The sequence below is a fragment of the Candidatus Dormiibacterota bacterium genome, from assembly GCA_035635555.1.
Classification (GTDB): Bacteria; Acidobacteriota; Polarisedimenticolia; order Gp22-AA2; family Gp22-AA2; genus Gp22-AA3.
This window is the reverse complement of record DASQAT010000046.1, coordinates 40,265-63,502: the sequence shown is the minus strand read 5'-3', so window position 1 is coordinate 63,502 and position 23,238 is coordinate 40,265. Positions and strand designations below refer to the sequence as shown.

17 protein-coding genes are annotated in these 23,238 nt (G+C 67.0%); 5 read left to right on the top strand and 12 right to left on the bottom strand.

Features of this window, described 5'->3' with window-relative positions; translation table 11 throughout:
• Nucleotides 1-33: 33 nt before the first annotated feature.
• From VEW47_12975 to VEW47_12950, 6 genes are all read right to left on the bottom strand, one after another.
• Complete coding sequence (locus VEW47_12975) at nucleotides 34-1,593, bottom strand: oligosaccharide flippase family protein (protein ID HYS06098.1); 1,560 nt, start codon at nucleotides 1,591-1,593, stop codon at nucleotides 34-36.
• Nucleotides 1,594-1,878: 285 nt separating this feature from the next.
• Complete coding sequence (locus VEW47_12970; protein HYS06097.1) at nucleotides 1,879-3,042, bottom strand: hypothetical protein; 1,164 nt, start codon at nucleotides 3,040-3,042, stop codon at nucleotides 1,879-1,881.
• A gap of 38 nt (nucleotides 3,043-3,080) precedes the next feature.
• Complete coding sequence (locus VEW47_12965; protein HYS06096.1) at nucleotides 3,081-4,064, bottom strand: NAD-dependent epimerase/dehydratase family protein; 984 nt, start codon at nucleotides 4,062-4,064, stop codon at nucleotides 3,081-3,083.
• Between the two features lie 100 nt (nucleotides 4,065-4,164).
• The gene (locus VEW47_12960; GenBank protein ID HYS06095.1) at nucleotides 4,165-5,856 is read right to left on the bottom strand and encodes a hypothetical protein; all 1,692 of its coding nucleotides are present in this window, start codon (nucleotides 5,854-5,856) and stop codon (nucleotides 4,165-4,167) included.
• 398 nt (nucleotides 5,857-6,254) lie between these two features.
• Nucleotides 6,255-8,135 (bottom strand): asparagine synthase (glutamine-hydrolyzing), encoded by a 1,881-nt coding sequence (asnB, locus tag VEW47_12955; GenBank protein ID HYS06094.1) that lies wholly within the window; start codon nucleotides 8,133-8,135, stop codon nucleotides 6,255-6,257.
• Nucleotides 8,136-8,150: 15 nt separating this feature from the next.
• Nucleotides 8,151-10,070 (bottom strand): asparagine synthase-related protein, encoded by a 1,920-nt coding sequence (locus VEW47_12950; GenBank protein ID HYS06093.1) that lies wholly within the window; start codon nucleotides 10,068-10,070, stop codon nucleotides 8,151-8,153.
• A 265-nt stretch (nucleotides 10,071-10,335) separates the two neighbouring features.
• Between VEW47_12950 and VEW47_12945 the strand changes: the two genes are divergently transcribed.
• Nucleotides 10,336-11,478, top strand: a complete 1,143-nt coding sequence (locus VEW47_12945; protein HYS06092.1) for a DUF4388 domain-containing protein — start codon at nucleotides 10,336-10,338, stop codon at nucleotides 11,476-11,478.
• Here the strand turns inward: VEW47_12945 and carB are convergent.
• Both carB and carA read right to left on the bottom strand, forming a co-directional pair.
• Nucleotides 11,460-14,876, bottom strand: a complete 3,417-nt coding sequence (carB, locus tag VEW47_12940; protein HYS06091.1) for a carbamoyl-phosphate synthase (glutamine-hydrolyzing) large subunit — start codon at nucleotides 14,874-14,876, stop codon at nucleotides 11,460-11,462. The genes VEW47_12945 and carB overlap by 19 nt on opposite strands.
• A gap of 28 nt (nucleotides 14,877-14,904) precedes the next feature.
• Nucleotides 14,905-16,035, bottom strand: coding sequence for a glutamine-hydrolyzing carbamoyl-phosphate synthase small subunit (carA, locus tag VEW47_12935; protein ID HYS06090.1), 1,131 nt, complete (start codon nucleotides 16,033-16,035; stop codon nucleotides 14,905-14,907).
• Nucleotides 16,036-16,176: 141 nt separating this feature from the next.
• On the opposite strand from carA, the gene VEW47_12930 reads away from it, so the two are divergent.
• From VEW47_12930 to asnB (VEW47_12920), 3 genes are all read left to right on the top strand, one after another.
• Nucleotides 16,177-16,881 (top strand): hypothetical protein, encoded by a 705-nt coding sequence (locus VEW47_12930; protein ID HYS06089.1) that lies wholly within the window; start codon nucleotides 16,177-16,179, stop codon nucleotides 16,879-16,881.
• Nucleotides 16,882-16,996: 115 nt separating this feature from the next.
• Entirely contained in the window at nucleotides 16,997-17,296 is a 300-nt protein-coding gene (locus VEW47_12925) for a glycosyltransferase family 4 protein (protein HYS06088.1), read from the top strand.
• Nucleotides 17,296-19,161 (top strand): asparagine synthase (glutamine-hydrolyzing), encoded by a 1,866-nt coding sequence (gene asnB / locus VEW47_12920; protein HYS06087.1) that lies wholly within the window; start codon nucleotides 17,296-17,298, stop codon nucleotides 19,159-19,161. The genes VEW47_12925 and asnB (VEW47_12920) overlap by 1 nt, the downstream gene beginning before the upstream one ends.
• A gap of 15 nt (nucleotides 19,162-19,176) precedes the next feature.
• On the opposite strand, the gene VEW47_12915 is transcribed toward asnB (VEW47_12920), so the two are convergent.
• The gene (locus tag VEW47_12915; GenBank protein ID HYS06086.1) at nucleotides 19,177-20,073 is read right to left on the bottom strand and encodes a cation diffusion facilitator family transporter; all 897 of its coding nucleotides are present in this window, start codon (nucleotides 20,071-20,073) and stop codon (nucleotides 19,177-19,179) included.
• A 41-nt stretch (nucleotides 20,074-20,114) separates the two neighbouring features.
• Between VEW47_12915 and VEW47_12910 the strand changes: the two genes are divergently transcribed.
• The gene (locus VEW47_12910; GenBank protein HYS06085.1) at nucleotides 20,115-21,011 is read left to right on the top strand and encodes an aminotransferase class IV; all 897 of its coding nucleotides are present in this window, start codon (nucleotides 20,115-20,117) and stop codon (nucleotides 21,009-21,011) included.
• On the opposite strand, the gene VEW47_12905 is transcribed toward VEW47_12910, so the two are convergent.
• From VEW47_12905 to VEW47_12895, 3 genes are read right to left on the bottom strand one after another with little or no spacing between them, the layout of a single operon-like run.
• Entirely contained in the window at nucleotides 20,963-21,697 is a 735-nt protein-coding gene (locus VEW47_12905) for a metallophosphoesterase (GenBank protein ID HYS06084.1), read from the bottom strand. The genes VEW47_12910 and VEW47_12905 overlap by 49 nt on opposite strands.
• Nucleotides 21,684-22,139: a hypothetical protein gene (locus VEW47_12900; protein ID HYS06083.1), complete on the bottom strand. Its 456-nt coding sequence runs from the start codon at nucleotides 22,137-22,139 to the stop codon at nucleotides 21,684-21,686. The genes VEW47_12905 and VEW47_12900 overlap by 14 nt, the downstream gene beginning before the upstream one ends.
• A complete protein-coding gene (locus VEW47_12895) occupies nucleotides 22,136-23,227 on the bottom strand; it encodes a hypothetical protein (GenBank protein HYS06082.1) in 1,092 nt (363 codons plus the stop codon). The genes VEW47_12900 and VEW47_12895 overlap by 4 nt, the downstream gene beginning before the upstream one ends.
• Nucleotides 23,228-23,238: the final 11 nt, after the last annotated feature.

Genomic DNA, 23,238 nt, shown 5'->3' with positions numbered 1-23,238 from the left:
CGGCTTGCATCTACCAAGTCTCCGGACAGCTCCTTACCGCCGGACCAGGAAGGGGATTCTACCGACGGTTCTGATGAGAAGGTCGCGCGCCTCCGCGACATCGGCCAGGAAGAGCAGGACGGCGTAGGCGATGGCTCCCAGGGCCAGGCCGACGCCGACCTCGAGAGCACGCCCCATCTCCCACGTGGGGTCCACCAGATGCTCGAAGACCCAGGCCCAGCCCAGGGTGAGCAGGGCCATGCTCGCCGCGCAGACGAAGATCTTGAGCAGGAATCGCAGGTCGTCCGCACCCAGGAGGCCCGACACTTCCCCGCGAATCAACGGAACGAGGAGCAGCACGTGCAAAAGGCTGGTGCAGGACGTGGCTAGTGCGATGCCCTTGACGCCGAAGAGCCCCATGAGGATGTAATCGAGAAGGGCGTTGGCAAGGATCGCGCCGCCGGATGTCCAGGCCAGCAGAGCGAAGCGCTTGCGGACGAGGAGCACCATCGTCAGGGCCGCGACCATCCCCGTCAGCGTCAGCTCGGGGGCGTAGAAGGCCAGGAGCACCGCGACGCTCACCGTATCCTGCGGAGTGAACTTTCCGCGCTGGAACAGCATGCGCACAATCGGCACGCCGAAGGCCAGAGCACCGGCCGTGAAGGGTGCGGTGATCAGGACCATGTGGCGCATGGTCCAACGGACGGTCTCCCGCAGCTCGGACGGGCTCCGCAGGGTGGCCCCGGCCATCCTCGGAAGCGCGATGAAGTCGATGGAGCCGACCGTCAGGAGCCGCAGGTTCGAGACGAGGACGAACGCGAACCCGAGCGCAGAGATGCTGCCCACCGGCAGGAACGAGGCGAAGGCGTTGTCGACGAGGAGGTTGATCTGCCCGAAGTTTGCCCCGATGCTCAACGGAATGAGGGACATCCAGAACCGGCGTCGCCACTCGCGCCGCTCGGCGGGGCGTTCCGGCGTCGGCACGAATCCGGTCGGGTCCCTCAGGACGCGCCGCGCCAGGACCTGGAGGAGCCCCACCGCCGCTGCTGTCCCCAGCAGCGGCCCCAATGCCAGGACAAAAATGCCCGCCCTTTCCACCAACGTCACCATGACGACGATGGTGCCGAGCGGGACGAGCAAGGTGAGCACGCAGGGGACGAAGAACTGCTGGCGTGTCTCGTACATGCAACGGGTGACGGTGAGGCACGTCGCAAGCACCGCGCCACCGGCCGTGAGCTGCAGGAGCCGACCGCTCAGCTGCAGCCGCTCGCCCCCCAACCCGGGGGCCAGGAGCCCGACGATTGCATCCGGGATGGCGAAGGTCAGGAGCAGGAACGGCAGGAGGACCAGGGTGAGTTGCGCCAGGGTCGTCCTGGTGAACGCTATCTGCCCGTTCGAGCCGCGCCGGGCACCTATCTCGTTCAGCACCACGAGTAGGCTGCCGTAGATTCCTCCGCCCAAGAGCGTCGTGAGCAGTCCCGGGATTGTCTGCGCGATGAGATAGCAGTCCTTCTGCAGGCTCGTGCCGAAGTAGGCCGCCGACATGACGCCCAGCACCAGAAACAACAGCATGTTGAGGACGCGCACCGCCGAAACCGTCAGAGCGGAACGCAAGGCACTCGGAGTCTGGATCATTCTCTACGGGTGGATAGGGTTGGAAGGTATCGCGATCGGAGGCCCTGTCGGGAAAACACCGTGGGGACCCCCATGTCCGGGTCGAGAATCCTCGTGGGCGGTGCGTGAGACTCGCGCGGGTCCCGTCATTCCTATACGCTGTCCCGCCTCAAGCCAGGCGGATTATAGTGCCTGGCGTCCCGCCAAATCCAGATGCTGTCCTAGTTCAGTCCATGTGAAACGCGGGGCCTTTACGGCGATATTGGACCGCGGCCAGAGTGGAATCTACGCGCCCGCCGCCGGCGCCGAGTCGCCGCAAACCACCTGTCGGAAGTGCGCCGCCACGATTGGGGCGGAGAATTGCCTGGCCGCGCGGAGGGCCCGGCGCACCAGCTTCTGTCGCAGGACCACATCGCCGCGCAGGCGCTCGATCGCTGCGGCCACCGCGGAGACATCCGGAGTGTCGACGACCAGAGCGCATTCGTGCTCTTTGAGGAAATGCGTCAGATAAGAATCCGGAGGGCTGTGCGCCAGGATCGGGCGGCCGCTCAAAAGGAATTCGATCGTCTTGGTCGGGAACATCGTCTCGTATTCGGCCGGCGGATAGTTGCCGACGAATCCGTGCGGGAGGATGGCGATGTCCGCCTGACTCATTCTCTGGACGACCTGGTCGCCCGGGACCGTGTCGTAGCCGATCCTGTCGGTCAGCAGACCCATCGACTCGTAATAGGCCCTCGGCCTGGCCGACAGGAACGTATACCGCACGTCCGGCGTCTGGGCGACGGCCTGGCAGATCCGGCGCGTGGCATCCAGGCAGGAATCGTTGATGTTGCCGCAGGTGATCAGCTGTAACGGCCGCTGGGGTGGAGGAGGTGGCGAGTCGGCCGGAAGCGGTCCGTTGAAGGAGTGAACCAGCGCCGAGCATTCCACACCGCCATAGTGCCGGCGGAAGAACCGTGCCATCCCCTCGCTCATGAGAAACACGTGGGTGGACCGCTCAAAAATGCGCGCCTGGAGACAGGCCGTGAATTTTCGCGACGGACCCCGGCAATTCTCCACCCACAAATTGTGATAGTAGGGAAAGAACTTCGCCCCCGTCCACTTCGCCACCAGGTAACCGGCCACCAGATAGTCGCTGTTGGGATAGGTCGCCACGATGGCGCGGCAGTCATGCTTCCGGGCAAGCCGCAGCATCCGCAGACAGATCACGGGCAGCATGAGCCTGCGCCACCAGTTGGAAGCCCGGCAGGACCAGGTAATCGTGGAGGCGACCGTGAAGACCTGCGGCAGCGGGTCCTTCCACTCGATCGGCGTCACTTTGTCCGGCTCCTCGCCGACGATGATCATCTGGTCGGCCGTGAACTGCCGGCCGAGATTGCGGGTGACCACGGACATTCCCATCCATCCCTGCGGAACGCCCCAGGACACGAACATGATCTTCCCGTCCATCCACGCGATTCCTTATGGCCGCCGGACCGCCCCGCGACTCAATGGCCGTACTTCTGGACGTATCGCTCGTCAATCCAGGCGTAGGTCTTCTCCATGCCGTCGCGCAGGGCCGTGCCGGGCGCCCACCCCAGGAGCCGTTGGATCCGCGTGTTGTCGCTGTTGCGACCGTTGACCCCCTTGGGCGCACTGAGGTTGTATTCCCGCCGGAGTCTGGTGCCCGCGATCTCTTCGACAAGGTCGTAAAGGCCGTTGATCGTCACCAGCTCGTCGCTGCCCAGGTTCAGCGGCTCGTGGATGTCGCTGTGCATGATCAGGTCGATACCCTTGATGCAGTCGTCGATCCACATGAAACTCCGGGTCTGGCGGCCGTCCCCCCAGATCTCGATCTCGTGCCGGCCGGACCGCTTCGCCTCGATGACCTTCCGGCAGGCCGCGGCGGGGGCTTTTTCACGCCCGCCCTCCCACGTGCCGAAGGGACCATAGACGTTGTGGAACCGCGCCACGCGTGTCTCCAGGCCGAAATCCTCCCGGAAATGCGAGCACATCCGCTCGGCGAAAAGCTTCTCCCAGCCGTAACCATCCTCGGGCATGGCCGGATAGGCGTCGGCTTCCTTCAGCGGGACGACATCCTCGGATCTCTGCTTGTCGGCGTTGTACACGCAGGCGGACGAGGAGTAGAAATACCGCTTCACGCCACAGTCCTTGGCCGCCAGGAGCATATGCGTGCTGATGAGCACCGAGAGCATGCACAGGGCCTTGTTGTTCTCGATGAAGCCCATGCCGCCCATGTCGGCCGCCAGGCAATAGACCTCGACGGCGTCCTTGCAGGCCGTGTAGCAGTTCTCCTTGTCCTGCAGGTCCAGGCGAAGGTTCTCCACGTCATGGAACACCTGGTACCATTCGTCGAAGGGTTTGATGTCCACGGCTCGGATCCGCGCAAAACCCTGGTTGCGAAGGCTCGCCACCAGATGCCCGCCGATGAACCCGCCCCCGCCCGCAATCACGATGAGTCCGTCTTTCATGAGTGACCCTTCCCTGGTTCTCATTCCGCGCAGTACTGTATCGGCCTTCGGCAGGGGGAGTCCCCGCATGCTCCAGGAAATTGTATCACCTGGGCTGAGCTCATGGCGGGCCCGGCGCCGCTGGGAGCGAGGGAGGCTGTGTCACGGGTGTCGTTTTCGCGAACCGGGCGTAAGGAAGTCGTGTCGCCTGCGACCACTCGACCCAAAGCCGGGGATCACCCAGGAGAAAGCCCGCCGTGCTCCACGTTCTCAGGACGCTGCCGGGAGCGTAGCGCCAGCCCGCGTCGAACGAGTAGGGGATGTAGGGCTGTCGCCAGCAGTTCGCGTCCACCCGCGACAGGACCGCACGCCCTCCACCCGGCCCTCCCGCGGGGAGGCCGAACACGCTCCACTCGTCCCGGCCGGCGTCCGAGGCTGTATCAATCAGTCTGAGACGGTGCCTCGCGATCACGTCCGCGAACTGGTTCTGATCGGATGGTCGGATCACGAGATAGTCGATCCGTCCTGGCCAGGCCTCGAAGAACGGCACCAGATCGGTCGGGAGGGTGTCGTTTCGCGTCAGGATGCGGCGGCCAGTGTAGAGGATGCCGACCTCTTCCTCCGTGGTGGAGGCGATCACCGTGTCGACCGGCAAGGTCGACAGCTCCCGGCCCAAAGTGGCCCAGGTCTCGCCCGCCTCGGAACGGCTCGCCGAACGGGCCGCGCCGCGGGCCGAAAGGAGCATCAGAACGAGACACGCCACGCTTGCGATCCGGCCCGGCAGGATCCATTTCGCATCGCCCCCGGTCGTCGACCACAGATGGGCGGCGATCACGCCGGTCGCCAGAAGGACGAGCTGCAGTCCGGGCTGAAGATACTCGCCGACCAATGTGGCGTGGGGCGGCACGAACAGCAGCGGGACAGTGCAGGCCAGAGCCACCGGCACGAGGCATAGATCACGCCGGCGGCGCACCCGTGCTGCGGCGTAAAGCGCCGCCATCACCACGGCCACGACGCCTCCGGTTCCGAGGAGCGAAGCCGCCGTCCGGAGCGTCACCGCAGCGGTCCCTCCGGCCAGGAGTGCGTGCGTCGGACGCGACACAATCGACGTTGCGCGCCCCAGGAGGTGAATCAACGTACAGTCGTAGACGGTCGCCCTCGTCGCCCATCTCAGGCCGATCAGGCAGGTCATCCCGGCGATCGCCAGGGATGAGCCGATCGCGTATGGCGCGATCGCTCTCACGAAGCCACGCCGGTCGGGATGCGGCAGGACAAGCCAGAGGTACACAGGGAAGGCGAGCCACATCACAAGCGCCATGTTGTCGGCGAACGGATAGAGGAAGCCAATGAGTCCAAGACCGATGGCGCTGCTGGTGCGACCGGGACACGACGCCCGCCAGGCGCCGGCCGTCAACAGCAGCAACGAGAAGAACGCGGTCGTACCAATCTGGTTGAATTGGGTGTACATCCTTACGTGGGGAACACTCGCCGCGACGAACGCGGAGGCCATGACGGCACCCCAGCGACCCGCCAAGAGGCCGCCGAGGACGGCCGCGATAAGTATCGAGGCCACGCCAACCGCGCACCAGAACCCGTACAGAGATCCGGCGCGAAACTCGCACGGATCGGGGGACGGGCCGGAAAGCCACAGGCCGATTTTGAGCAGGACGACATGCAGGCCGCCCCAGGGAAGGACGGCCAGACGCACGAGCGTGTTCCACTCCGGCCGCGCGTCCCAGGGCGAGGTTTGCTCCAGGGAGATCGCCTCGACGATGTAGAGAGCGGAATCGCTGTCGTGAACGCCCGCTGGCATGGTCGGCCGCGTCAAGGCGAAGCCGATTACGGCGGAGCAAGAAACTGCGAGCAGGACTGGAAGAGCACCAACCTTCAATCGATCGATGCCCCACGAGGGCAGCATACTTGCGGCCTCCCGATCCTGCCGGAGGTCGCGGCCGTGCCGTGCCGGTTCGTCCGGGACTGAAAGGCGCGCCGGATCGTTGCGCGCCGTGCTGGGTTTGTCTGTTCACGCGCATCCTAGCAGGGCCTGCGAGGGACCGTCAACAATGCCGCAGGGACTCCATCCTCACCACGAGCAGGCTTGTGTAGACTCCCCCGACCAAGAACGTCGTGAGCAGTCCCGGGATGGTTTGCAGACTCGTGCCGCAACGCGAGCCAATCGTGGAGCTCAGCAGCGTACAGCCAGACCGCGCCTCAAGCGGCGATCTCCCCCGGGTTGTCGATGAAATTGCGGGCCCAGAGTTCGAGCGCCCCCAGAATCCACACACTGTCGGCGGAAAGCTCCGGATTCGTCTCATAGGCGCGCAGGATCGTGTCGAGCGCGCGGGGATCGAACCACTCGCGCTCGCGGAAGGAACGGCTTGCGATGAGCTCGCGAAGGTGGCGCTGCCCGCTTCCCCGAAAAAACGGGGCCGGCAAGCCGAAGCCCATCTTGGGGCGCCGAAAGAGGTCGGTGCCGAGGCGCTTCTCCGCCAGCGCTATCAGCGGAATCTTGCCCCGCTTGGGATCCAGCTTGAGCGCACCGGGAGCGCGGAAGACGTACTCGACCACACGGTGGTCCAGCAGCGGCACGCGGTTCTCGAGGCTGTGTGCCATGCACATCTTGTCGATGCGCATGAGGAGGGACACAAGGTACGTCTTCAGCTCGTAGTACAGGTGGCGATTGATGGGGTCGTCGCTCGGTGCCGCGCGCAGCAGCGGTCGCCGGTACTCCTCCGCGCGCTCGATCCCGTCGCTCCCGAAGAGCGTCCGCACGAAGCTGTTCGGGAGAAAGGCGGACGACCAGATGATGATGCCGTCGGGGTCGCGGGAGAGGTCGATGGCGGCGCGTCCGACCCTTCCGCGGAGGACCCGCGCGAGGACGGGCGCGAGCCACGCGAGGCCGGGCACGCGGGCGCGCAGGTGGCGCAGCCGCAGCAGTCTCCGGAAGCGATCATATCCGCCCAGCAGCTCGTCGCCGCCCTCTCCGGAAAGCAGCACCGTCACTTTCTCGCGGGCCAGCCTCGCGAGCAGCCAGATTCCGACCGAGTTCGGATGGTTGATCGGCTCGTCCATATGCCAGGTCAAGCGGGGAAGGCGCTCGTGGAATTCCTCCTCACCCAGCACCTGGCTGTAGTTCTCGATGCCGAGTCGCTGGGCAACCGTCCGGGCCCAGGGGCGCTCGTCGAACTCGGCTGCCGCAAAGCCAATCGTGAACGATCGCATGGTCGATGTGGCGGCCTCACAGGCCAGCGCCGTGACGAGCGAGGAGTCTACGCCGCCCGAGAGGGCGCAACCGACCGGCACGTCGGCGATCAGTCGGTAACGGACGCTCTGTTGTAGATGCTCCTCCAGCCGCTCCTGGAATTGGATCGCCGTGAGCTGCCGGTCCGCGACAGCGGTGGGCACCTCCCACCAGCGCTGCGCACGAAGACCCGTAGCGCTCACGATGAGCTGGTGTCCGGGCTCCAGCTCACGGACGTCGCGCAGCAGAGTGCGGCCCGCGGTCAGGTAGCGGAACGCGACGAGCTCCGGAAGTGCGTGTCGATCGATCCTGGGTTCGACTCCGTCTGCCTGCAGGATCGCCTTTGTCTCCGACGCGAACACGAACTGACGGGCATCCGCAAAATAGTAGAGCGGCTTGATGCCAAGCCGGTCGCGGGCGAGAAACAGTTCGCGGCGGCTGACGTCGAAAATTGCGAAGGCGAACATCCCGATGAAGCGCTCGAGGCACGCCGCGCCCCAGCGACGATACGCGAGGAGAAGCACCTCCGTGTCGCACTGCGAGCGGAAGGCATATCCCTCCGACTCCAGGTCGCGGCGGAGCTCGCGGAAGTTGTAGATTTCGCCGTTGTACACCACGATATTGCCAGTCTCGGCGTCGCGCATGGGCTGGTGCCCGGCCGGTGAAAGGTCGATGATCGCCAATCGGTTATGGGCGAACCCGACCGGACCCTCAGACCAAAGACCCTCGTCGTCGGGACCGCGGTGCCGCGTCGAGATCCTCATGCGCTCGAGCGCGCTCGCGTCGATGGGTCTGCCGTCGAAGCGGAAGATGCCTGCTATGCCGCACACGAGGGGACCCTTCGCAGACAAGGGAGCATCATCGTGCTAACTCCTCGGACGATATCGGAGGCGAGCCTCATAGCGGAGCAGGCCCAGGCGCGCCGCGCGCACTGCACCGCGGACCGCGGGAAGGTTTTGCAGCAGTCGACCCAGCTTGCCGACGGGATCGTAGGGGACGCGAACCTCGTACGTCGCCGGTCGCACCCCACCGGGGTCGAGACGGAGGCGCTTCCCTTGCGCCTCCGCCCACTCCACGAAGTGCCGGAAGCAGGCTAACCACGCAAAGATTTTGAAGGGGCTCACCGCGTACGGCCGGGCCGCGCCGTCCGGATCCTCGCGAGCCAAGCGCGACAGCTCGCGCACGCGATCTGCATCAAACAGACCCGTACCGGCGCACCAATCGGGGTCGACGCGTCGCGCGAACTCCTCGTAGAGCGGTCCGGAGATCCATCCGGCGTAGTCGTGGAAGTCGCGGCGCAACCCGGCCCGTGCACCCACAGTGCGGCCGCGGAGAGCGCGGTTGGTGCGGGCCCAGGGCAGTCTGGCCAGGTTTGGATGCAGGCGTCGAATCAGGACCGCGTACACCTCGTCGGCGCGGAGAGACGGGTGCAGCGACCACATGTAGGAGTACACGCGCGGGTCGGTGAACATCTGGTAAACGCTGCAGAAGTGATCGATGACACTCATTGCATGAGCGATCAGAGAACGCGTGTAGTGACCGTGCATCTCGTGCTCGCACAGGACGTAGGTGGGTTTGCCGGGCGAGCGCGCGTGCAGGGCGTTGAGCTCGGAGCGCAAGCCATCCGCGGCGGCCTCCAGGATCTCGCGACGCAACAGCCCGAAAGGATTCGTCGGCACGAGCGGGCGAAGCTCGAGAAGTCGCCTGCCGCTGAATTCGGCGCGTCCGACCATGTCGCCGTAGTTACCCGCGAGCACGAGGGCGTCCCTCGGCAGCGTCCGAAACCACGTCATCCGATGCAGGTGGATCGGCGACACCAACGCGCCGAGGAGCTCCGCGGTGTCTGGCAGGTTCTGCCGGAGGTGCTCGGGGCCGAGATCTGCGTGCACCCACTCGAGACCGAGGATTCGGGCCGTCTCGCGTCCGTACTGGTAGTCGCGGGAATCCGGGAGCCCCCAGGTCAAGGCGATGGGCTTGTTGGGCAACCTCCCGTCGTCGACCAATCTGGAGAGCGTCGCCGCCACGATCCGACTGTCGATCCCGCCCGAAAGGAGCACGTAGATTTCCCGGCGGCCCCGGCAGACGCGGAACGCCTCGTCGCAGAGCAGGCGGCCAAGCTCCTCGGCGATCCTCTCGTAGGATTGCCAGTGGAGGTCGTGTTCCGGAATCGACGAGAGAACGGGCAACCCCTTGGGATCGATTGACGAGAGCCATGGCCGCCGCCGGATCTCGTGGAGCAGGGTACGATCACCACAAACAAAGTTGAAAGACAAAAGGGAGAGCACCGCGGCGCCATCGAGCGTAAGCTCAGGAGCGCTCTGCGCGAGCGCATTTCCGTAGGTGGCGTGCCAGCTGCCGTCCGAGGCGCGATAGCGGGGTGGCTGAAAGAGGTGAAGGTTTGATTCGATTTCCTGCATTTGCTTCGTCCCCTCGGCCACCGGCTTCCGCGCAGAGAGCAGACCCTGCGGCGCGGCCGCCAGCGCAACGTGCGCAACGCAAGGCAGCTGTTCGAGTGGATGCTTGCGCAGCGATCCCCCGTCGAGGATGGCGCCGCGCTCTCTCGTCACGAAAGTGCCGGGAATTCTATCTTGCTCCGCGCACCCACGCCAGCATTCCGGGTTCCAGGCGCCCACCGACGACGCGCCGTGCCCGATCTGCCGAGGCGCTCCCGCGCCAGGGCTGTCGCCCCCTGAGCCGACATTGTCGTCGCCTGTAAGGTACTTGGCAACAAGTTTCTCCACGGATTGCTCGCCGCGGAAGAGGCGCAGGTACCTCGGATAGCCCATCTCCCCCATCGCCCGCAGTTTTCGCCGAACGCGCAGCGAGGGCCGTCGTTCCTCCAGGCGCCGGGCGCGCAGGCGTCCCGCAACGCCCGCTTTGTAATGTGTATCTCCTCATTCCTCCCGGTCGGTTGCCGGGCTATCGACGAGGTCCCTATATTGAGGGGGACCGGCAGCGGAGTCGTCAGGTAGATTGTCAAGATTCCGACAGTCTAGAGCCCCGCGTCGTGGTCAGAGCGCGACCCAAAGCACGCCGCGCTTCCGAGGACAGATGCCCAGCACCGGGCTCACCGGCAGTCTGAAGACCATGTCCCTCCCTGACCTTCTTCAGTGGGCCGGGTCGGGGCGGAAGACCGGCACCCTCTCCCTCAAGAGCGGTCCCCTGCACAAGAGAATTTATTTCAAGGACGGCGCCATCATCGGGTCCTCCAGCAACGACACCCGCGAATATCTCGGGCAGTTCATGCTCAGCGAAGGGATCATCACCGAGCAGCAGCTCAAGGACGCCTTCGATCTGCAGGCCCAGACGAAGGTGATGCTGGGTCGGATCCTGGTCAAGAAGGGGCTCGTGTCCGAGGCGAAGGTCAGCGAGATTCTTCGATTGAAGGCGGAGGAGACGATCTACTCCCTGTTTCTGTGGGCGGACTCCGATTTTGTGTTCCTCGAAAGCGAGCTCCCCCCGGGGGACCAGGTCCTGATCTCCATCCGGGTCGAGGACGTCCTGATGGAGGGGCTGCGGCGCTACGACACCTCCAAGAAGATCCGGCAGGTGCTGCCGCACAATGGCGTCATCCTCCGGAGGACCGCCACACCGCTGCCACCCGACATCGCCTCCAAGGCGTTCCCGAAAAGGATCTACGACATGGTGGACAGCCGGCGATCGCTGGGGGACATCACGCTCGAGACGCACGCCTCGGAGTACAACGTCTGCCAGGTGCTCTACGTGATGGTCCAGAAGGGGTATCTGGAGGTCGGCAAGGGCACGGCGCAGACAGCGGCGCGTCAGCCGGCGGACAGCCCGCAGGCTCTCATGGAGGCGGCGAAGGAGCTGATCAAGAGCGGCGACTCGGAAGGAGCGCTGGTGATCCTCGAGAAGGCCCGGCGAAGCACCGGAAAGAACCCGGAGATGAACGCCCTGATCCAGGTGGCGGAGGAGCATTTCATCGACAAAGCCTACCGGCACTACCTGCCGCCGAAGAAGATCCCTGTCCTGAAGAAACCGCTGGAATCGCTGGTGAACCAGGACCTGAGCCCGGAGGAGGGATTTCTCGTCAGCCGCGTCAACGGGTCCTGGGATCTGCGCTCCATCATCACCATTTCACCTCTGCGCGAGGTGGACGCCCTGCGCGCCTTCAAGAAGCTTCGTGAGCGCGGCATCATCGATCTCGTCGAGGCTCAGGCGAAGACCGCCTGAGACATCGACCGCCTACCGGAGGTGCTTCGCCTTCCTCCACGCCTCTCCGGTCGGCGGCCGCCCGTCTTCTCCTCTCCGCTCCCGTGTCCCTGCGCCGCCCCGTTCTTGCGGACAGGAAACGGCAGACCCTCCGTTGGGGCCGAGCCTGAATGAACGGCCGCTCCGCGGTTGCCGAGGTAATGATCGTAGGGTTCGACCTGCAGATCATCCAGGCTCTTCGCGGCGATCGACTTCACGAACAGCTCGGCCAGCTGCAGATTGGTGATGAGGGGGATCCCGACATCGGTGGCGCGCCTCCGGATGATATATCCGTCGGTCAGCTCCTTCCGGTCGTACCCGGATGGGACGTTGATGATCAGGTCGAGGCGATCCGGGCTGATGTACTCGAGAAGCGACGGCTTGCGACGCTCGTGGATCTTGTACAGGCGGACGTTCGGCACGCCCTGGTCCTCCAGGAAGCGCGACGTGTTCCGCGTGGCGTAGAGAGTGAAACCCAGGTCGCGCAGCAGGCGGGCGGAGGGCAGGAAGCGGGTCTTGTCGCGCAGCGAACCGATGGTCAGCAGGACCTGCCGGCGCTCGGGCAGCCTGAACCCGGCCGCCAGGATCGCCTTCAGGAACGCCTCAGGCAGATCCTCGCCCAGGCAGGCGACCTCGCCCGTGGACGCCATCTCCACACGCAGGGCCGGGTCGGCCCCCCTGATGCGCGAGAAGGAGAACTGCGGCGCCTTCACGCCTACGTGGCCCAGGTCGAGGAGCGACTCCGGCACCGGTCGCGCCTCCGCCCCCATCATGGCCCGCGTAGCGAGGTCCACGAAATCGACGCCCGTGACCTTGGAGATGAACGGAAACGATCGGGAGGCGCGCAGGTTGCACTCGATGACCATGACCTCGTTGTCCATCGCCAGGAACTGCACATTGAACGGTCCGGTGATACGAAGGGCCCGCGCCAGCTCGGCCGTGATCGCGCGGATGCGTCTCACGGTCTCGAGATAGAGCTTCTGCGGCGGCAGGACGACCGTGGCGTCGCCGGAGTGGACCCCGGCGTTTTCGACGTGCTCGGTCACGGCCACGGCCAGAACCCTCCCCTGGGCGGCCACGGCGTCCGCCTCGAGCTCCTTCGCCCCCTCGACGAACTTGGAGATCACCACCGGGTGCTGGCGCGACACCTCCGCCGCCCCCTTCAGGGCGGCCTGGAGGCCTGACCCGTCCGATGCGATGCGCATCGCCGCGCCGGACAGCACGTAGGAGGGTCGGACCAGCACCGGGTACCGGACGCGCGCGGCAAATCGCACCGCTTCGCGCCGCGACGTCACTTCCGCCCACTCCGGCTGGGGCACACCCAGACGGTCGAGGAGCGTCGAGAACTTGTGCCGGTCCTCCGCACGATCGATGTCCTGCGGCTGGGTTCCGAACACCGGGATGCCGGCCTTCGCGCAGGCCAGCGCGTGGTTGTTCGGGATCTGCCCGCCGAAGGCGAGCAGGATGCCGAGCGGCCGCTCCTTCCTCCAGATGTCGTGGATGCGCTCGAACGTCAGCTCCTCGAAATACAGAGTGTGTCCCATGTCGTAATCGGTCGACACGGTCTCCGGGTTGCAGTTGACCACGAGAGGAGAGTAGCCGAGTCGCCGCAATGCGGCGGTGGCGGATACGCAGCACCAGTCGAATTCCACCGACGACCCGATCCGGTAGGCCCCGGAGCCCATCACGAGGACCTTCCTCTCCGAGTCCCCCGGCACGAGGTCCTCCTCCGTGCCGTGATACGTGAGGTAGAGGTAGTTGGTCCGCACCGGCCACTCCGCGGCCAGCGTATCGATCTGCTTCACGACGGGGACGACGCCGCAGGCCAGGCGCCGGCGAGTCACCTGCGAAATGGAGCGGCGGGAGAACAAGGCGATCTGCTCGTCGGAGAACCCGCCCTGCTTGGCGGTCCTGAGAAGATCGGCCGGGAGCGCCGCCCGTCCACCGCCCCGGCGTCCCGCGGCCACGATCGCATCGCGCAGGCCGACGATTCTCTTCATCTTGTCCAGGAACCACGGATCGATGCCGGTCCTGCGGGCCAGATCGGCGACCGCGCTCCCTCGAGCGAGCGCCTCCGCCAGCGCAAAGACCCGGCGCGGCGTGGGCCGCGACACATCCTGGAGCGACTGGCGGATGTTGAAGTCGTTGCCGACCAGTCCGCGGGCGCCGTCCCCCAGCATGCGGCAACCCTTCTGCAGCGCCTCCTCGAAGGAGCGGCCGATGGCCATGACCTCCCCGACCGACTTCATCTCGCTGCCGATGAAGTGCGAGGCGCCCTGGAACTTGTCGAGATCCCACTTCGGCATCTTCACCACGAGGTAGTCCAGGGCCGGCTCGAAACAGGCCGTCGTGGTGTCGTTCATGGAGTTCTTCAGCTCCGGCAGGAGGTGCCCGAGCGCGATCTTGGCGGCGATGCGTGCCAGGGGATATCCGGTCGCCTTGCTGGCCAGCGCGGAGGAGCGCGACAGCCGAGCGTTCACCTCGATGACGCGGTACCGCTCGGAGCGCGGATCCAGGGCGAACTGGATGTTGCACTCGCCGACGATCCCGAAGTGCCTGATCACCTTGAAGGACAGGGACCTCAGGAAAAAATACTCCTCGTCGTTGAGTGTCTGCGACGGAGCCACGACGATCGACTCGCCGGTGTGCACACCGAGCGCATCGATGTTCTCCATGTTGCACACGGTGATGCAGTTGTCCGCGGCGTCACGCACGACCTCGTACTCGAGCTCCTTCCATCCGGTCAGGTCCTCCTCGATCAAGACCTGGGGAGAGCCGGTGAACGCTTCCGTCGCCATGCGCCTCAGATCCGACTCGCTCCGGGCGATGCCGGAGCCGCGGCCGCCCAGGGTGAACGCGGTGCGCATCATGACCGGATAGCCGATGCCGCGCGCCACGCGCAGCGCCGATGAGACGTCGCGCGCCGCCTCGCTCCTCGGCACGTCCACGCCGATCGAGCGCAGCTCGCGCGCGAACCGCTCCCGGTCCTCCGTCCGCTCGATCGCGTCGATCGGCGTGCCGAGGACCTTGACGCGATGGCGGCGCAGGACGCCCTGGCGGTGCAGCGCCAGTCCGCAGTTCAGGGCCGTCTGTCCGCCGAACGACAGCAGGATGCCGTCGGGTTTGCCGAGCGCGATGACGCGGGCCACGAAGTGCGGCGTGACCGGCAGGAGGAAGATGCGATCCGCGAGACCCGGTGAGGTCTGGATGGTGGCGATGTTCGGATTGATCAGCCAGACTTCGACCCCTTCCTCCTTGAGCGCCTTGATCGCCTGCGACCCGGAGTAGTCGAACTCCCCCGCCTCTCCGATCTTGAGCGCGCCCGAGCCCAGGACAAGCACACGCATGGGACCGTCAGGCCTGCCACGCCCCGCCTTCATGCTCTCCACCTGGACGACCTCTCCTGGATCAGCGGATTTCCGCCAGGAACTCTTCGAGGATCCACTCGGTGCCCGTCGGCCCCGGCGCCGCCTCGGGATGGAACTGGACCGAACGCCACGGTCCGCTCTTGTGTCTCAACCCCTCGTTCGTTCCGTCGTTCGCATTGCTGAACCACGTCTCCCAGCCACGGGGCAGACTCCGGCCGTCCACGGCGTATCCGTGGTTCTGGCTGGTCTGATAGCAGCGCCCCGTCTTCGAGTCCACGCACGGCTGGTTGTGCGCCCGGTGGCCGAACTTCATCTTGTACGTGCGCGCGCCCGCCGCCAGCGCCAGGATCTGGTGACCGAGGCAGATCCCCAGGATGGGGACCTCGCGGCGCATCAGGACACGCGCCGTCGCGACGGTCGCGGCGGCGAGTTGCGGATCGCCCGGACCATTGCTGATCACAACACCCGCGCACTCCCGTGCGAGACGCCGGAGGTCGTGATTCCATGGCGCGACCGTGACCTCGGCCCCGAGGCGGACGAGCATGCGGACCTGGTTGCTCTTGCGCCCGCAGTCGATCAGGACGACGGGTACTCCCCCCTTGCCGTGACGCTCGACCCCCCGCGTCGAGACCTCCTCCACCAGGTTGCGCCGGTTCGGATCGTCGAACTCGGGCGAGGGCCGGCCGTCGATCTCGATGCGCCCCAGCAGCGCTCCGTGCATGCGGATTTTCTTGGTCAGGGCCCGCGTGTCGATCCCGGTGAGCGCCGGAACGCCTTGCCCGGCGAGCCAGTCTCCCAGGCTGACGGCGGCGGTGCGGTGCGAGTAGGTCTCGGAGTAGGAGGCGCAGACCACGCCGGAGAGATGGACACGGCTCGACTCGAACGGCCTATCCGGCAGGTCGTCCGCCCGCCCGGACGTTGCCGGGTCGCTCAGGGGCGGCCGGGGCACCCCGTAATTTCCCTGCGAGGGGTAGGTGAACACCAGGATCTGACCGCGGTAGGAGGGATCGGTCAGGGCCTCGGGGTACCCGACCATCCCCGTGGTGAAGACGACTTCACCCGCCGCGGGGCGGGGTGCGCCGAAGACGGCGCCGGGGAACACCGCGCCATCCTGGAGGACCAGCCTGCCCCTGCGTCTCCGGCGCAGTTCATCCGGACCCGTGACCCGCATCCCCCTCCCGGCCGTCCTTGCGGACCCGACGCGGCGGACCTCTCTCTCACGCGGCGACATTCCGTTCCGGTCCGTCGCCGCGCAGAATAGCACAGCGGTCGAAACGTGGGGACGGTGCTAGAATGCCTGAAGGAGAACAGCATGCGTGCCCTGCGACAGACTCTCCGCTTCTTCCACCTCGGCCCCGAGGTCGCGGCACTGGCCGTGGTGCTGGCCGGGCTCGGGGGGAGCGCGAGCCTGGCGGAGCCGGCGTCCCAGGACTGCATCTACCAATCGGTTGGGCTGAGGATCTACCGCACCACCTCGCGACTGGGAACACCGGTCGTGGTTCTGACCAACCTCGACGACGACGGCAATGTCCTTGCCGGTCATGATGGAGCCGGCGAAGCGGCCATGCCGCCACCCCGGGTCCCGGCTGCCGAAGACGCGGAGGCCGCTCCCCCACCGCTTTCCCCGCGGCCCGCGATTCCAGGCGCTTCCGGCGTGAGCGTTCTGGTCCACCAGGGTGGTGATGCGGTCGCCGTCGACGAACGGGATGTCGAGGTCCAATCCGACGGCGCGGGGGCGACGACGGTCGTCATCAACATCAACCTCCCGGCTGCGCCGGCCGGTGGGACGACGTTCGTCCCGGCGCAGTCCTACCCCCTGGTCCCCTACGGCGGCCTGGTGGGGCCGTTCCATTATCCGGACCATCTCTACTTTCTCGGCTACGGCCCCGGCAACGACACCCCGGTCTTTTTCGGTGGACTCGGCCTCAGCTCGACGGACAGATATGCCCGGGCCTCGGGTCACGCCCGCGTCACGGGAGCCGGCCATCCGCGAGGAACGCGGTCTCCCTCGCCATAAGCGCGCCGAATCAGAAGATGGACCCGTCCGTTCACCCCTCCGTGCGCCCGCGATTGTGCTTTCTCGGACCGATGGTCGGGAGGAACGCCGGGTTCGTGGTGACGCAATCGACAACATGCCGGTCACCGTGGTCGAGGCGTGCGCCATGGGCCTGCCCGTGATCAGCGTCGACGTGGGAGGGATCCCCGATCTGCTGAGCCACGAGAAGACGGGCCTGCTCGTCCCGGACGACGACGTGGAGGCGATGCTGGCCGCGATCCGACGTCTCCTCCAGGACGCGTCCCTGGCCGAGCGCCTCTCGTCCAATGCGCGACACCTCGCCGAGCGCTCGGAGTGGGAACGGGTCCGTGTTCAGTGGGAGGGCCTGTTAGCGCGGGTTCTTCCGCCCTGGTCGCCCGCCGGAGCGAGGCCCTGATGTGCGGCATCTGCGGCATCGTCTCATTCGAAACCGACGAACCCGTCCACGAGCACCAGATCGTGGCGATGCGCGACTCGCTCGTTCATCGCGGGCCCGACGACGCAGGCGCATTCCGGGCCCCGGGTGTGGGCCTTGGAGCGAGGCGCCTGGCCATCCTCGATCTATCCGAGCGCGGCCACATGCCGATGAGCACGCACGATGGCCGGTACTGGATCGTCTACAACGGGGAGATCTACAACTACCGCGAGCTGCGTGGACGGCTCGAGGGACGGGGATATGGCTTCCGGTCGAACACGGACACGGAGGTCCTTCTCAGCCTGTACGCCGACGAAGGGCCCGCGATGCTCGATCGCCTGAATGGCATGTTCGCCGTGGCGATCTGGGATACCGCTCTGAAGGTCCTCTTCCTGGCCCGCGATCGTCTCGGGGTGAAGCCCCTCTACTACGCGATCGACAGGCGCGTGTTGAGATTCGCCTCGGAGGAGAAGGCCCTGTTCGCCGCCGGCCTGTCGCCTTCGTTCGATCCGTCGACCTGGGAGGAGATCGTCTGCTTCCGATACGTGGCGGGCGAGGGGACGCCTTACCGGGGCGTCCGCCGTCTTCTGCCGGGGCACTACCTGCTCTGGGCCGACGGGACGATCACCACGCGCCGCTGGTGGAACCTCTCGGAGAGGACCCGTGCCCGGAGGAGTTCTCCCCCATCCAACGCCGTTTCATGGTTCCGGGAGGTGTTCGATGATTCGGTGAGTCTGCGTCGGATCAGCGACGTCCCGGTCGGAGTGCTCCTCAGTGGTGGCGTGGACTCATCGAGCGTGGCGGCGTCCCTGGCGGCGCAGGGCGCCGGAGGGATCGCGAGCTTCACGGTCCGGTTTCCCGAGAAAGAGTTCGACGAGGGGCCCCTCGCCCTCCGGGTCGCCCAGGCCTGCGGCCTGGAGCACCACGAGCTGAGCCTGTCACCGGAAACCCTGGGCGACCGGCTGCTCGAGGGTTCGTGGTTCCGGGACGAGCCCCTGGGGCACGCGAGCGACCTGCATATCTGGGCCATCTCCCAATACGCCAAACCGCGCGTCACCGTGCTCCTCTCGGGCGAAGGAGCGGACGAGACCATGGGTGGCTACGTCCGGTATCGGCCCCTGCGTCTCGCGGGCTTGCTCGACAGGACACGCCCGCTCCTCCGACTGGGACGGGGGGTCCGCGGACGTCTCGGGAAGCTCGCCCGTCTCGCGTCCCTCGGGTCGCCGGAGGACCGCGTGCTGTTCAACGCCTGCAACGTGCTGCCGGACGATCTGTGCGACTTCGGCATGCATATCGCGGCGGACTTCGAATATCGCAGGCGTGTCCTCTCGGAGGCCGTGGCCCTGTATCCCGGCGATCGCGTGCGCCAGGCGATGTACAGCGACCAGCACACGTTCCTGTGCTCGATCCTCGACCGCAATGACCGCATGACCATGGGCGCCTCGATCGAGTGCCGCGTCCCGTTCCTCGACTTCCGCCTGGTCGAAGGACTCGCGGCGCTGCCGACCCGTGACCTGGTGTCGGGACTGCGCGGCAAGGCGTTGCTGCGCCGGGCCATCGGCTCCCGCCTGCCGCCTCCAGTCCGCAGGCACCGAAAATGGGGATTCGGTGTCCCCTGGGGCCGCTACCTCCGGGAGACCCCTCGACTGCGCGAGCGCGTCGCGGCGCTGCCGGAGCTCGAGCCGATCCGGGGCGGTCCGTTCGACGGCGCTGCCCTGCGGCGGCAGATCGCCTCGTTCCTGGGCGGGGATGGACGGCACGAGGCGCTCATCTGGGGGCTGGTGATGATGACGGCATGGGCCGAGGCCTGCCTGCGGCCGGCCCCCGCCACCGCGCGCCGGGCCTGAAGCGGGTCCGGGAATTCAGTGCACGTCCCCCAGCTCCTCGTAGCCCCGCGACTCGATCTGGATCGTCGTGTGGACGATCCCGAAGCGGTCTCGCACGGTCTCCTTGATCCGGTTCAGCATGTCATCGCCGGCGCCGGTCGGCGCGCCGTCCAGGCGCACGTGGCCGCTGAGGGCCGGCAGACCGGTCGTGATGCTCCAGATGTGCAGGTCGTGCACTTCGATGACTCCGGGCACCGTGGCGATGGCGCGGCTGACCTCATCGGGATCGATCCCTTCGGGCGTGGCCTCGAGGAGCACGTCCACCGCCTCGCGCACCAGACGGATCGAACCCACAGCGATGATCACGGCGATGACACCGCCCGTGATCGCATCGAGGCGCTCCCATCCGGTGAGGGCGATGATCCCCCCGGCCGCGAGGACCCCGACCGAGGAGACTGTGTCTCCGATGACGTGCATGCGGGCGCAGCGCAGATTCAGGTTCTGCGGCGCACGCGACAGGAGGAAGACCCCGGCCAGGTTGGCCACGAGGCCGAGGAGCGCCACGCCGATCATCACCGAGCTCTCGATCGGCTCCGGCGCGAGGAAGCGCCGGACCGCCTTGTACAGGATGCCGGCCGAGATCACGACGAGCAGGGATCCGTTGAGCAGGGCCGTCAGGATCTCCAGCCGGTGGTACCCGAAGGTCTTCGCGGACGTCGCGGGGAGCGACGCGAACCGCACCGCCATCAGGCTGAGGACCAGGGCGAGGACGTCGGTCAGCACGTGACCGGCGTCCGACAGGAGGGCCAGGCTGCCGGACAGGATGCCCCCCGCCACCTCGATCAGGAGCGTCCCCGCCGCGAGCAGGATGGCGAGCCTGAGCTGGCGCGTCTGCAGGCGGCGCGCGTCGGCGGTCCTGGATTCGTGGCTCATGGGATGACCGGCACCTTCGCGGGAGACAGTATGATACCACCGTGTCCGAGACGATCAACGTCAACGGGACGATCACTCCGGCCGAGGCCGCGGTGGTGTCGCCTCTGGACCGCGGCTTCCTGTTCGGGGACAGCGTCTACGAGACGATCCGCACCTACGGCGGCCGTCCCTTCCTGCTGCGCGAGCACCTCCTGCGGCTGCGCCGCTCGGCCGAACGGCTGGAGATCCCCCACGAGCGGACGGTCGTCGACATCGAGACCGAGATCCACCGCACGATCGCCGCGGCCGGTCTGCCCGAGACGGCGATCCGCGTCGTCCTGACCCGCGGCCGGGGACCGCTCGGCTACGCGCCGGAAGACTGCGGCCCCCCCACCCTGGTCGTTCACGGTCGCCCTTGCCCCGGCATCCCCGAAGCCCTCCTGCGCGAGGGTGTCGACGTGGCGATCGTCGACGTGACCCGCAACGCCCGGACCTCCCTCGACCCGGCCATCAAGTCCAGCAATCTCCTGAACAACTTCCTCGCCTGGCGCGCGGCGCAGCGTCTCGGCGCCTACGAGCCGATCCTGCTGAACGCCGCGGAACGGCTGACCGAGGGAGCGACGAGCAACCTGTTCGTGGTCCGCTCGGAGAGACTCCTGACGCCCCCTCTTGAAGACGGACTCCTCGAGGGAATCACGCGCGGGCTCGTGCTCGGCCTGGCGGGCGGGGCGGGTCTCGGAGCGCTCGAAGAGTCTCTCGGACCGGACGACCTGCGCACGGCCGACGAAGCCTTCCTGACCTCGACCCTGAAGGGAGTCCTCCCGATCCGCCGTTGCGACGGCTGGCCCATCCGGCACGGCCGGCCCGGACCGATCACCCGCCGCGTGATGGATCTGTTCCATGAACGCGTTCAGGTCGAGACGAAGACCGGCTCCGCACCCGGGTCGATTCTCAGATAGCGGTGGCCGGCGCGCCAGGCCGGCAGCACGAACACCGATCCGCTCCCCTTCCCTTCCTTGAAATCGAGGCGGCGCTCCTCGTGGAAGTGCCCGAACACCAGAATCCGGGCCCCCTCCCCGATTCGCCGGCGGGCGTACGCCTCGCACTCTGCGAACGGGAAGCCGGTCCGGAACTCCAGATTGGTCCGGGCCATACGCGCCTCGAGACCGTCCGCGATCGAGACTCGTGTCCGCGCGGGAAGCAGATTGAAGACGGAGTAGAACGGCCGGCTCTTCGACACGGCCCTCCAGGCAAGGTACTGGCGATCGCGTCCGTTCACCAGATCGCCGTGCGCCAGGTGCGCGCGGCGGCCGGCCAGGTCCAGGTCCAGGACATCGGCCGAGAACCGATCGAACAGCGTGCGCGCGTAGAGGCGATCGAGGAAGTAGTCGTGGTTCCCCTCGACGTACAGGAGGGCGCAGCCACGCGCGCGCAGCCGCGCCAACGCCTCGATCACGCTTCGGTGGTGGGGCTTCACGAGGTCCGCCGATCCGATCCAGACGGAAAACAGGTCCCCCAGGATGGCGAGGGTGCGGATGTCGCGCGGCAGGGCATCGACGAAGCGGACGAATTCCGGGACCTCCGCATCGCCTTCGCGCAGGTGGGCGTCGCCCAGGAGCGCGATCGGCGCGTCAGGAGTCGGCATGCCCCGTGGCGCCGGTCAGACGGTTCAGAGTCTCCTCCAAGCGCATCATCCGGTCCTGGATGACCCGGGCCCAGGTCTCGGCGGTGCGGCTGCCGTCCTCCGCCGCCCGACCCAGCACGTCCTCGCCGCGCTCGAGCGCGCGGCGCGCCTCTTTGCGCGCCTTCGCCGCCTGGCGGCTGGTCGGAGCGGCACGGGAGGACAGGAAGGCCTCGGCGGACCGCCGCGCCGCATCGAGGTCGTTGCGCGCCTCGGCGGCCTTCTCCTCGAAGGCGCGCTGGAGAGCGGCCGCCTTCCGGGACGCGGCCCGCGCGGCGTCGGCGGCGGGGGCGCCCGCGGAGAGGGGCGCGTCGTCGCCGGCCCGGCAGCCGGCGATCGCGAACGCCGCCACCGCGCCGAGGACCAGGAGACCTCCGACCCGACACGCGGTCCAGGCGGCCTTCATCGGCGCACCAGGTCTGCGATACCCTCGTGCAGACAGAATTCCTGGATCGCCTGCGTCCGGACGAAGTACTCCCCGATCAAAGCGCAGAATCGCTTCTGGTGCAGCGCCACTTCGGGCGCCAGCGGATCCCCGGGGCGGTAGGAATTCTTCTCACGGGCGGCCCGGAACGCCTTGGCCGCTTCCAGCACCCGCGCCTGAAGAGCGCCTTCCGGCAGGGCGCGGAAGGGCGCTCCGTCCGTGTCCTTCTCGTCGAGAGGAGCCACGTCCCTCGATTTGCGCGCCAGGTCCGCGGCGTACTGGGATTCACTGTTCGTGTCGGACGTGTCCGCGGCGAAGCGCGCGGCGGCCTCCTCGAAGCGATGATCCGCCAGGAGAGCCAGTCCGTGCGTGAACGGCCGGACCTGGCTGTTCGCCGGAAACAGCTTCAGGGCCTGATCGAACTCCTCCGCCGCCGCGCGGTACCGCACCATGTGCACATCGTATTCGCCCACTTTGGCCAGCGCCAGCGACCGATAGATGGCGCTGCCCGACTTCTCCTTCGTGAACGCGGAGACCGACCGTCGGTAGGCCGCCTCGGCCTCGGACGGCTCGACCACCAGGTCGTGCAGCCGGCCCAGGCGGAACCAGTCCTCCCCGGAAAGAGCGTTGGGGTTCGATCCCTTCTCGAACTGTTCGATCGCCTGGCGGGCATACTGTTTCATCGTGTCCCATTCCTTGCGATCCGAGTGGATGACCGACAGGTCGTACAGCTTTTCCAGCGACGACCCGCCCCTCTGCGCGACTTCCTGGGCGAGGAGCGCTTCCGCCTCGTTCCAGGTCTCCCTCCGGCCGTCCGGCTTTCCCTCGACGACCTCGCGGCAATACCCGATCTGGTAAAGGAGGGTCCCGTCCTTCAGACCGTCCCCCTGGGCCTTGCGGAGGAGGCGCAGGGCCTCGGCGTACTTTCCCTGGTCGTAGAGAGCCGTCGCGTCGCGGTGCGTTCGGCGCGCCGGTTCCTCTTTCGAGCAGCCGGAGCACGCGAGTACCAGGGCCGCGCCGAACAGGGAGAAGGACCGGGGGATCGAGTGTCTGGAGCGGGCGCCGGACATGGCGCGCGATG